The sequence below is a fragment of the Polynucleobacter sp. MWH-Berg-3C6 genome, from assembly GCF_018881855.1.
Classification (GTDB): Bacteria; Pseudomonadota; Gammaproteobacteria; order Burkholderiales; family Burkholderiaceae; genus Polynucleobacter.
On record NZ_JACVPN010000007.1, the window covers coordinates 9,205 to 23,068 of the forward strand.

Below are 13,864 nucleotides of genomic sequence, written 5' to 3' on the forward strand. Positions count from 1 at the left end.
AACGTTGTTGCCAACACTAGTGGTACTGCTTCAAATATCTTATTGGATACGACTAGAGGCAATAACACATCCAGCATTAGCCATGGCACTATTACTGTAGCTTCAGGTTCTACTTCTGGTGTAAATCTTTCGGTTCTCTCATCAGGTGCGCCGATATCAGTCGGAGCAATCTCAGTTCCAGGCACTATTACTTTGGATAACACCTATGCTGGCTCATCCGCTAGCAATGTAAGTGGTAGCTTGGCTCTAGCTAATGCAACCACCTCTACTGGTATTGCCATAAGCGGCACTCTTACTGCAGGCAATCTCAGTAATGCGACCAATGGTATTTATATTTCTGGTATGAGTTCTAATGCTGGAGCAACCGCAGATTACTCAGGCGTTTCTATTGGCGGAACATTAGCTACAAATGCTGGTGCAATTTATATCAAAGGTGCTGCACAAGGCGCTAACTATGGTATCAATGACCCAAGTAGTGCAATATCATCCGCGGGTTCGGTTACGCTCTTGGGTAATTCTGCTACCGGCGTTGCAGTCTTAGTTGGTGCTGATATAGGTGCAGCAGCCGGTATCACCGTTACCGCTAATGATTCTTCTACTCCTACGATTACACCTACTGGTTTATCTAGTCCAGCAATTAGCAGTCTAAATTCTTTAACCAATTCAGCAGGTGTAATGCCTTGGGGTGCCTATGTAACAACAAATTCTGCCTCGCCAACCCTTATTGATAGCGTTAGCTCTAGTGTAGTTGGCATTCCAACGCCAGTATTAGGATTTATTGCCGGTAGTGGCATTGTTGGCGTTAATGCTACAACTACGATTTTGCCTACCCCAGGATTTACTCAAACTGCTACCAGCGCAAGCTATCTCTTTACCTACCACTCTTCAGATAACTATCAGAAGATGGAGCAGATTAACTTTACCCGCGTTGGTAATAATATCTATGCGTATCAGGCTGCTGCAAAGTATTACTCTACTGTGCCAACTTTAAGCTCTGCTCAGGTTGCTAGTATTTGGGCAACAGCTACAGCTACTAATGCTGGCTCAACAGGCTATGGCTTGCAACGCGTTTCTATTGCTAGTGCAGTTGGAGATATCACCATTACAGGTTTGGGTGCTGCGGCAGGAGCCAATACAGGTATTTATCAGGCAGGACAAGTAGTGCAGGGTACTATTGGTGGAAATATTTATTTCATCTCCAATAATTCTATTAACCAAACTGGACCAGTTTCAGTTGTTGCAAATACGAGTTCGGTTGTGGGTGATGTAATGTATGTTACCCGTCAAGGCAATAAAACATCAAGCATCATTAATGGACCATTAACCGTTAATGACGGCTCTACTCAAGCTGTTAACTATGAGCTTTATACGGCTGGCGCCCCAATTACCGTGGGTGGTGCGGTTAATGTTCCAGGGGTCATTACATTAGACAACACATTCGCATCCGGTAGCGTAACTTCAGGCTCATTGGCTCCAGCTAATGCCACTACCTCTGCTGGTATTACCATTAATAATGCTCTTACTGCAGGCAATATCAGCAATGCAACCAATGGAGTCTTACTCAACGGGTACTCCAATACAAATTTTGCTATTACTGCAACCGGTACTCCTGGTGCCTCCATTCTGGCAAGTAAGGGCAATATTAGTATTAACGGTACAAATGCAGGAACCTTACAGCCAAATACTTCCACCATCAATTTCAAAAACACGGCAGGTACATCTTCGATTACTGCGACTACCGGTCAAGTCAATATCACAGGCACAACAACTTCCACGACACCGATGTCCGGTTATGGATTGGTTAACTTAGTTAACGTAGCAGTGACTGCAAACGCTGGTATCGGCATTACTGCTAATGGTACTAGTCAGGGCACTGATATTTGGATGAGTGGAACCACTTCACTTACCAACAATACTGCTGGTGATATCACATTAACCGGAACCAATACCACTGTTGGTACAGGCGCTATTGGTGGGCCTAGCACTAACTCTATTAATCAAAATGCGAATGGCGGCAATATTTCTATCATTAGCAATGGAAATATATCGCAAAGTGGAGCAATTAACGTTGTTGCCAACACTAGTGGTACTGCTTCAAATATCTTATTGGATACGACTAGAGGCAATAACACATCCAGCATTAGCCATGGCACTATTACTGTAGCTTCAGGTTCTACTTCTGGTGTAAATCTCAAAGAAGTTACTGCCGGTGCACCAATTACTACTGGTGCTGTATCGATGCCAGGCTCAATCACCCTAGACAATACTTACGGCGGAACAGCGGGTCCAGGCAGCACGCCGGTAAGTGGCTTTATCTCTATTGCTAATAACAACATTGGTTCGTTGGCGACAACCAATGCCTACGGGATTAATGTAGGCGGTGCTTTATCTGCTGGCACAAGTGTCAATATCTTAGGCGTCAGTAATACTGCTGCTAGCACAGCGGGCGGCGCTGTTCAGATTGGCGCTAATATTTCCAGCTCACAACTTCTCTCAAGTAATGGAATTACTATTGGTGGACAGTCGCTAGCACAAAATGGTATTTACGTCCCAAGTACTATTACCCTGCAATCTGGCACTTCATCCATTGCTGGTGGAAATGTTAATCTACTTGCTTATGATGCCAGCACAAATTCAGCGCTTTATGCAGGGGCTAATAACTTAGCAATCTCTACTTACGGTGGCGACGTTAATTTAGGCACTAGCGCTAATCCAATTTATGGTGGTGCAGGTATAAATAGTGTATTGGGCAATATTACTTCGAGAAAAGTTAGTTCAGCTGGTGGTAATGTCAATATCTATGCAACGGCGACTGCTGGATACAATGCCATTAACGATGCTTCAGCCATTACTGCAGATGGTTCTATTACGATTGTTGGTAATAACACTACTGCAGCGCCAAGTGCACCAGTAGTCTCGCTTACCGGTGCAATCACCTTAACGAGTGCAACGAACAATAGCGCACTCAGAATTACGGGTAATACTGTAAATTCTTCTGATTATACAGGGGCATCAACAGGTATATCAGCAACAGGCGCCATCAATATCAATTCGAATGGCGGTTCTGCATCTTTTGTTTCGAATAACAGCATTAGTCAAACTGGCGCAGTAACGGTAGCTGCCAATACCAGTGGAACAACTTCAAACATTACCTATGACACAACTAATGGCAATAAGAATTCAATAATTACTCCTGGTGCGCTGACTCTGACAGGCGGTATGGCAGGTTCATCATCACGCATTGATTACACAATGAAGTCTAGTGGCGCCAGCATCTATGCAAGTGGCGCTATTACCGTTCCAGGTTCTATCACTTTAGACAATACCTACCTTAGTGGTGTTGATAATGGTATTACCGTTAGCAACTCTAATACTTATTCAACATCCTCAGCTTACGGTGTCCGTATTAATGGAACGCTAACAGCTGGCGCCGCTATTGCTGTTCAGGGCGTAAATTCTGGTGGAGTAAATTGGAATGGCAATGCTGCAATCCAGACTAATAACAATATCTCTATTTTGAGTTCTCAAAAGTTTGCTGGTAATGGCATTACTTTTAATGGTTTGACTACTGCGTCTAATGGTCAGCCATTAAATTCAGGTAATACAACCACATTCCAATCAGGTACTAGCAGTATTGTTGGTGGCGATATTAATTTTTTCCAATATAACACTGGAGGTAATAGCGCTATTTACGGTGGCTTAATGCCAATTACAGCCTATGGAGCTAACGTAAATATAGGCACATCATCAAATCCTATATATGGCGGAGCGGGGATTAATTGCTGTTTAGGCGACATAGTTGCAACAAAAGTTTCTGGTGTTGGGGGCAATGTTTCAATGTACGGAACGGCTTCAACGTCCAACAATAAAGCTGTTGGACACGCCTCCTCCATAACCGCAGATGGAAACATTACTATTGTTGGAAACAATACTAACGCAGCTCCATCAACAGAGATTGTTAACTTGAGCGGATTAATTACACTTACAAATGCAACAAAAAATAGCACCTTAAGTATCACCGCAAATTCTGCAACAACTACTGGCTATACAGGCGCTTCAACTGGAATATCTGTTTCTGGAAATATTGTTGATAACTCTAACGGTGGAAATATCTCCTTTATTTCTAATAATTCGATTAACCAGACTGGCACAACTACCCTTGATGCCAATACGAGCGGTACCGTTGCCAATATTACTTACAACACCACTACTACTGGTAATAAGAGCTCAACCATTACCACTGGTCCACTAACCCTTACTGGTGGAGTTGGCGCGTCAACTACCGGTATTAACTACTCCGTTTTAACTAGTGGAGCAAATATCACAGTAAACAATGCCATTTCTATGCCTGGCATCATTACCTTAAATAACAGTTATTTAAATGGTGTTAATTTAGGTATCAACGCATCTAATTTAGCAACTTATGCAACAACAAACCAAGGCATTAGCGTTGCGGGAGCATTAACAGCGGCTAACGTTAACAATGTCACGAATGCTATTAATATTGTTGGCGTAAGTAATGGTAATGGGGCTGCGTATCTTAGCGGTAATATGACTGCCACCAAGGGTGACATTAATATTCAAGCCTTAAGCACGGGCACAAACTGGTATAGCCTATACACATCAGGAACCGCAGCTTTTGTAGCGAATGCTGGCAATATCAATATTTCTGGTTCTTCTACCTCAACTTCAGCTTCAGGCCTTGACCGTATTTTATTAAACAATACTGGCGGCATTGTTGCTAGTGGCAATATCACGATTGCTGGTAATGACGCATCAACAATTGCCATTGGTCAACGCGGACTTAACATTCAAGGTGGTGTTGATATTCTTGCTGGCGGAAATTTAACACTTGGCGGAACTGGCGCATCAAGTGGTGTGTATGCACAAAACGGTGGCTTGCTTGTTGCTAAAACTGGCAATTTAACTATTCAAGGTGCATCGGTTGATGCAAATGGTTGGGCTTATGTCGATGTAACTAAACCATCTGCTAATACCGTTGCCACTAACGGCACTGCGCTCTATTTAAATGTAGGCACTACATCGAAAACCGTTAGCACGGGCCCAGTAACAGGCACCTTTATGGGTGCACAAGCTGGTGGTAGCGTTAACCTATGGGGCTCAGCGCTGCAGGGTACTGGCATTGGCACAGTTGGTAACATTACTGGTGGCACTGTAACTTTAAATGGAAAAACTACAGGTTATAGCGCATCATCAAATAATCCTGGTGTTTGGGTTCAAAGCGGTGATGTTTTCAGCACAATTGGCGCCATCAATATTTATGGCTCCCAGTACGGGAACACTACTGGTGTAAATGACGCGGTTTTCCTCACTCCAACATCAATGATTTCTGCCAAAACAGATATCAATATTGCAGGATATAGCTCTAGCACCAATATGAAAGGCGTCAATACGTACAACGCTCTTTTGGCTGGTGGAAATATTAATATTGGAGGCCAAGGTGGTGCTGGTGGTGTTTGGGTAAGCTCTAGCCCGGTTTATGCCGGGGGAAATCTTAATGTTCAAAATGCAGCTCTAGACTCTAATAACTACGCCATTCTTGCAAGTGGCGCAGCAACTGCGACTGGCTCTGGTGGACACGGCGCTGTTCTTACCTCTGGAACTACAGCAACCACAATCTCTACTGGTCCTAATATTAGTACATACACTGGTTTTACTGTAGCGGGTACGGCGACCGTATCTGGAACCAATACCAATACAGCCGGTAGCGGTGGATATGGCGTATGGTTTGGAAATGGCGGTGGAAACTATAAAGCCGGCACATGGAATATTACGGCCTCAAACGTAGGCACTACAACGCTTTCTGCATTCATCATGAATACCGGTATTTTGACTTCAACTACTGCTGGTATCACGATTAATGCAAGCACTACATCATCTGGTGCAGAGCCTGGTGTAATTTATTTCTCATCCTCTACTATGGTTCCGATTGTTTCTGCGGGTGGCGTCACTATGACAGCCATTTCCACAGGTACCAATCAATCTAATATATTGAATTTAAATAACACCACCATCACCAACACCACTGGAGATATTGTAATTACTGGTACTAATCCAGCTGCTGGTGGACTTACAGGTATTTACTCTACTGGCACGATTACCCAAAATGGTAATGGCAGCAATATTCGCTTTTTCTCCAACAATCAAATTAACCAAGGTGGCAACATCACCATTGCGGCCAATACTAGTGGCGCCGATAGTCAAATTTTGTATGACACTTCGCGTGGTAATAAGTTATCGACAATCAATGGCGGGGCGGTAACCTTTACTGGTTCATCAACTAATTTAATCAACTACATCAATATCGCATCCGGCGCACCTTTGATTGTTAATTCATCGTTAAACGTGCCTGGCTACATTAGTTTTGACAACACGTATTTAACAACAAGCGCCTCTCCATCTACGCCTGTTAGCGGTGGCATTACAGCAGCTAATGCTTGGCAATATGGCACTGTTGCTGCAAGTGGTGTGGCAGTTTCAGGAACGATTGCTCTCCAGGCCAAAGCCGGTATCTATGTACGCGGTGTAGTGGGGGCCTCCAGCTCTAGCGCACAGCCAGCTTATGATGCGGTGACTATTACAGCAGCAACCTTTACAACTAGCGGTACATTTACTGCAGGTCAAGATGCAATCAATGTAGTGGGTATTGAGCCTAGTCAAAATACAACTAAGAATGCTATAGCAATTAGTGGTACGGTGTCTTTTACTAATAATTCAACGAAAGGTAATACCAACTTTGTAGCGTATTCTGGTAACTACAATGACGCTGTATCAGTTACCAATAATGCCGGTTCAGGCTCTATTGATGTTAGCGCTATTGGCGCTACTGCAGCTGTAGTCATAGCCTCTGGTGGCGTCACAACATTTACCCAAAATGCAAATGATGGCGTCTTCATTTCTTCTTCTAGCGCCGGTAATGTCAACATTCCTCGTATTATTAATAATGGTACTGGCCCCGTAGTAGTTGCTGCCGGTTCTTACTTACCAGTAGGCACTGGAACAGGCGGTCAAATTGTTGGCCAAACTGGTAACTACATTACTTCAGCCACTGGTAATGTCTATTTGTATTCTGGTCAGCCAGGAACAACTGCTAATAGCACTACGACAGCGGCAACTTTGGCATGTTTGACTTCATCTACTTGCGCAAGTACTTCACCTCTGTATACACAGTCGTTTAGTAACTCAGTATTCTCACAGGCTTATGCTGCCGGTAATGTAGCTGCAACTAACTTACCAATTGCTACACTGGCTGTAATAAATACTGCCAATGTCAATTCTGGCACCGGCTACTCTAGCTTTACCACTACAGCCACTAATGGCCCAGTCATTCAGTACCGTATTTCACCTACCTTTAACTTGCTCCTCACGGGTCAAATCACAAAGGTTTATGGCACTAATGACCCAAATGCTTCGTCGGGTAATTTGGCTGTTCCAGGTACTTTGGATTACCAGTTAAATGCCCTCTTTAAGCGCGATGCTGTTGCTAATACAAGCTATACCGTAGTAAACGGCGTTGATTACGCGCAGGTTAATGTTAATGGCGTGATATTCAAAATGCCATTAAATGAATTCTTAAATTCAATTCAAGGCACCCGCGCGCAATATGGCACCATTCAAGGAGAGCAGGTTAATGGTGCGAGTTCAACTAGCTTTAGTTCTAGTTACGGCTATACCTTTAGTAGTACGCATGGTGTATTAGTTTCATCCGGGGTGTCAGTCACCATTGGAAACAGCACTACTAATAGTGCTACCGGATTGGTAATTACACCTGCAGCTTTAACCATTACTGCTGCTGATAGCTCTAAGCAGTATGGCTCAGTTATTGGTAATGGAACGACATTAGCAGGTAGCACTGGATTTGTGGCGGTTCCATTGGTAACAACAGCAGATGGCGTGTCTCTAAATGATGCGATTGCTAGTGTTACTGTGACTGCTGGCTCTACTAATACGATGACTGGCGGCACCAACGCAAGCGGAAGTCCGTCGGGTTTTGCAGCTAGCGCGAATGCAGGAACTTATTCCTTAACTGCAAGTGCACCAGTCTTTTCTACAGGCTCAGCTAGTAACTACACTATTTCATATGCCCCAGGTGTCCTTACAGTTTCACCACGGAACCTAAGCGTAACAGTCACCAGTCAAACAAAAACCTATGGTTCTACAACAGCTACTGCAGTAGTAGGTACTGATACCACTACCTATAACTCAGGCAGCCCAGCCAACACACAGGGTTCTGCAGCCGGTGGCTACGCCATTACTTCCGGAAACGCCGCTTCTGGTGACACTATCCAAGCAATGCTGTTGACCAGCACTGGTGGACCAGCTAATGCTGCTATTGGCACTTATCCAATCACCATTGGGGGAGTAATGGTCAATGGGGTGGTTAGCCCCAACTATGTCATTACACCTACACCTGGTACGCTCACTGTTACGCGTGCTCCGCTAACCATTACTGCAAATGCCCAAAATGGAGCAACTTATGGCGCGGCATATAGCTTAGGTACAAGCGCATTTAGTACTTCAGGTCTAGTTGCTGGTGATAGTGTCTCCAGCATTACTTTGCAATATAACAATGCAGTCAGCGTTCCTGCAACCACAGGGGCGGGTACTTACGCTAGTGCTATTACACCAAGTGCGGCTGTAGGTACAGGGCTAAACAATTACACGATTGTTTATGCCAATGGAAATTTAACAGTCAATTCTGCAGTCTTAACGGCTACCCCAATTGCTAATAGTGCGACCTATAACGCCAATGCTCTTGGATTAACTGGTGCTTCATCAACAGCAATTATCGGTAGTTATTCATCTAATAATGCAAACTACAGCATCACTGGATACAAGAATAGCGATACGATTTCTACTGTAACGCCAACCATTACTGGTTCAATGGGCTTTACAAGTGGTGGCTCATCTGTTGCAGCCCCCACTAATGCCGGTAGCTATGCTTATACAGCAGGAACGTTTAGTGGCTCAGTAACCAATACCAATTCAGCAGCCGCTGGTTATACGCCTGCACCAAATTACACTATTGCCTTTGCTGCGGGTAGCAATGTTTACACCATCAATAAGGCAACTGCAAACATTGCTGCAACCAAAGTCTATGACGGTACCGTAAATTTCAATAGCACAAGTCAGTACACTATTTCTGGTATCGGTGGCCAAACACTTGGGTTAAGTGCAATTGCAGCTACATCTGATAGCGCAAATGTAGTTGGAGTATCTACCTTAAATATTGCTAGCGGAACCATTACTTCGGGGACCGGTACAGCTTCTAACTATCAATTACCTAGCTCAAGCAATAGCGTATCGATTACTCCAGCGCCATTGACTGCAACTATTGTTGGCAATCCAACTAAGACTTATGACGCTACTAATGCGGCAATATTAACTTCCGCAAACTACAGCATTTCAGGATTTGTTACTGCCAATGGCGTGGCTCAAGGTGCCACAGTTAATCAGGTAAATGGCACTTATAACTCAGTTAATGCAACTGCCAATACTGCTGGTGGTGCTGGCACCTATGCCACAACAGTGACAAGCCTATTAAGTAGCTCTAATTTTGTCGCCAATAATGTAAGTACTATTTTTAGCAACTACTCACTACCATCGAGTGCTCAGGGTGCGGGCGTTATTACTAAAGCAGCATTAACAATTACTGCAGCTGATGCATCTAAATATGTTGGCACTACTGACAGTAACGCAATGACTGCAGGTTCCACAACAGCTGGTTCTGCATTTACTTATACCTATAGCGGCCTACAAGGAATAGATACCTTATCCAGTGCGGCTACTGGTATTAGCGTAACTCCTAACCGTAGTACCCCTGTACAAAAAACAGTTGCTGGTGCCACTTCTAGCGCTACTTTAGGGGCTGATGGCTCTGAGTCCTATGGCGTATATGCCAATGTTTTAGTCCCAACTGCAACAGCAGTCGGCAACTACACTATTAACCCGGTTTCTGGCTCATACAATATTTTGGCTGCTGGTCAATTATTAGTAACGGTGGGCAAGAGTTCCGTTGTCTACGGAGGCTATAATTCCGCTACAAACCTCTCTCAGGCGGCAACAGTTACTGCTAGCTACTGCGTGATTGGTTCACCAAGCTGTACTGGAGCTGCGATTCAAAACCTAACGATGACTGCTCCGGTTAGTGGCTCTACTTGGACAGCAGTAGATAGCCTAAATCCAATTGGAACCATTGCTTTCACAGTAGCGCCTACTACAGCCTTAATAAGTGCAAACTACAGTAATGCAGGCTTTTTAAATGTGGGTACCTATGGCTTAACACCATCCAATGTCACACCTGTTGGTACTACACAAAACTTTATAAATAATGCTCAATACCCAATTATTTATACAGCCGGCAATATTCAGGTTACTCCTAAGACACTAACGGTTACGAATAACTCTACCCCTACTAAGGTGTATGACGCGACAACCAATCTGACTGGTATCTCCTTGGTTGGTGACCAGCTAAGCGCATCATCAAGGACTGACTTAGTTGCGCTATCGGGTTCTGGTAGCTACAACAGTAAAGTTGTAAGTAATACAGCTGGCTACACCATTAATGGCATTGTGTTGAGCGGCGCTGATGCTGCAAACTATGTGTTGGGTACATCCTCAATCCCCGGGACAAATGGCGTCATCACCCAAGCCCCAATTACCATTGGTGGATTAACCGCCCAAAATAAAGTCTATGACACAACCCAAGCTGCGGTTGTTATTGGAACACCAAGCTCAACTGGTGTATTGGGTAGTGACGCGGTGTCCGTTTCATTGAATAATTCCCCAGGTGCGACCTTTGCGCAATCTGCAGTCGGCTCAAACATTGCAGTGTCTGTTCCAACCGGTGGCTTTACTTTATCCGGCAATGATTCTGGTAACTATTACATCACTGGCTTGACTGTACCGCTATCTGCAAACATCACTAAGGCACCATTGACCATTAGCGGTTTAGCGGCTCAAAACAAGGTTTACAACGGTAGTACGAACTACGCCGACATCATTACCGGTAACGCAAATTTAAGTGGTGTACTAACTGCTGACCAAAATAGTCCAACTGTTCTTGCCCTGAGTGGTTCGGTAACTAGTGGCACATTTGCATCGGCAAATGTCGCCAATAATATTGGCGTCAGTGCAGATTTAAGTGGTTTGCAATTAAGTGGTACTTCTGCACAAAATTATCAAATCGTTGGCATTAATACGCCTTTGGTAGCCAATATCACTGCAGCCCCTGTGTATATCACTGGCGGCCTGGCAGCCCAAAATAAGATTTACGACACCACAACTGCTGCAAAAGTCAATGTAGTAGGGGCGCAAACTTTAAGTGGCGTGATTACTGGAGATGCTGTTGCGGTGAGCAATCCAACATCAGGCAATTACGCAAATAGCTTTACCTTTACCTCACCTAACGTTGCTAATAGCATTTCAGTTAACCCAGTACTGAGCTCTAATGCGATTGCTGGCATATCTCTGACTGGCGCTCAAGCGACTAACTACTACATCGCAGGCATTGCTGTGCCACAGTCTTTAGCTGCCAACATCACCCCAGCTCCGGTCTATATCACTGGCGGTTTGACAGCTCAGAACAAGGTGTATGACACTACGACTGCAGCCACTGTTGCAGCCGGAGTGATTACGCTGTCTGGTAAGTTGGGTATCGATAATCTGACTGTAGCTTCTCCAGGCACCTCCGGATTTACCTCTAGCTTTAACTTTAGCCAATCAAATATTGGTAGCGCGTTAACTGTTTCCCCAATTATTGGAGGAAGCGGTGCAATTAGTGGTATTTCATTGGCAAGCACCACTAATTCAGCGGGTAACTACTACATCGCAGGCATTGCTGCGCCACAGTCCTTGGCTGCCAACATCACTCCAGCGCCATTAACTATTAGTGGTGGCCTGACTGCACAAAACAAAGTCTATGACACGAATACAGCTGCAAACATTACTGCAACTGGGGTGCAAACACTAAGCGGTTTAGTTGGCTCAGACATCAATACCAATAATGTCACTATTGTTACTAGCGGCCCATACGCCGGTACCTTTAGTGCGGCTAATGTGGGTAATAGCCTAACGGTTACTCCAACTACAGCATCTACCACTATTAATGGTTCTAGCTATAACACTATGACTGGTGTGACCCTATCTGGCCCATCAGCAGGGAACTACTATGTCTCTGGAGTCAGTCAGACTTTAGCTGCCAACATCACCCCAGCTCCGGTCTATATTACTGGTGGCCTGACAGCTCAGAACAAGGTGTATGACACTACGACTGCAGCGGTAGTGAATGTCACTGGTACACAAACCTTAAGCGGCGTATTTACGGCTGATGCAAATAAAGTGGCCGTGACATCTAGCGGTAGTTATAACGGCAACTTTAGCTCTGCCAATGTTGGTAATAGCTTGACCGTCACACCAGTTACCACTTCCGTTGGTGGAAATTTTGCAATGACTGGCCCTGTATTAGGGGCTGGTAACAATGGAAATGCCTCGGCTAACTATTATGTTGCTGGCGTTGCGCCTAACTTATTAGCCGCAAACATTACTCCAGCACCCTTGTATATCAATGGTGGATTGACTGCGCAAAGTAAGGTCTACGATGCAACTTCTGCAGCGGTAATTAATTCAACTGGCAATCAAACGCTCTCGGGTGTATTTACTAGTGATACAGGCAATGTCTTAGTAAGCTCAACAGGACCTTATGCTGGCGCTAATTTCACGGCAAATAATGTAAACACATCAAACGTCGGTACTGCCATTACCGTCACACCAGCAACTTCGACAGTAGCAATTGGAGGTCAAAACTACACAGTCATGTCTGGAGTTTCTATTTCTGGTAGCGCATCTGGAAACTACTATGTAGCAGGCGTAACACCAAATAGCTTGACTGCTAACATTACCAAGGCAAACCTAACGATTACTGCCCGTAATCAAGCATCTTTCTATACATTGACTCCAAATGATGCTTCAAGTAATTCGGTGATTACTTACATGGTTTCGGGTTTATTAGGAAACGATACGGTAACTAGTGCAACTACTACAGCAACTGTGGCGCCAACTAACATTACGCCAAGCTCACCATTACTAACAACATCTAGTAACGTTGGTTCATATGCAGCAAACGTCAGTAACGCTCAGGGTACAGGATTGGCTAACTACAGCATTACTTATGTGCCTGGTACTTACACCATTGTTCCAGCTGGTCAGCTATTAATTTCTACTACTGGAGTGACCTACACCTATGGGTCACCACAAAGCGTTCCAACTCCTATAGCAACCTACATGGATGCAAATCATCAAGTAATTAGTACTTTGGTGACTTACACACCGAATAATCCTACGGCACCATACAACTATCATGACAATGCAGGAGCTATCGTTAGCTTTAATATCGTTCCGGTTAATGCAAGCAATAGCGGAGTAGGGGTTATCAATGTAGGTGTATACGGTTTAGCCACATCAAATTTAAGTATTACTAATGCCTCCAACTTGACATCAGCTCAAGCCGTCGTCACTGGTAACCTTCAAGTCACGCCATTAGCGGTAGCGATTAGTGCTACCCCTACGACTGTGATGTACAACGGCGCTACCCAAAGCCAAAGTGCTTACACCACTAGCCCAGCGATTTTGACTGGTGATGCGGTGACAGTGAGCGGCGGGGTAGCTACTGGTAAGAACGTAGGCACCTACAGCTCAAACTTGTCAACAAGTGGTTCAGATGCTGGTAACTACAAGTTCACCTATAACAATGCGAACTTGGTCATTACGCCTTACATCATTGACCCAAGCAGCAGCAGTGGTCCTAATATTGCAGCGACTGCTAATAACAAGGTTTATGACACGA

At 44.5% G+C, this 13,864-nt stretch carries 1 protein-coding gene; it reads left to right on the plus strand.

What is annotated here, in order from left to right; all coding sequences use genetic code 11:
• On the plus strand, positions 1–13,864 hold a 13,864-nt coding region (locus ICN13_RS09890), incomplete at both ends, for a YDG domain-containing protein (protein WP_216140193.1).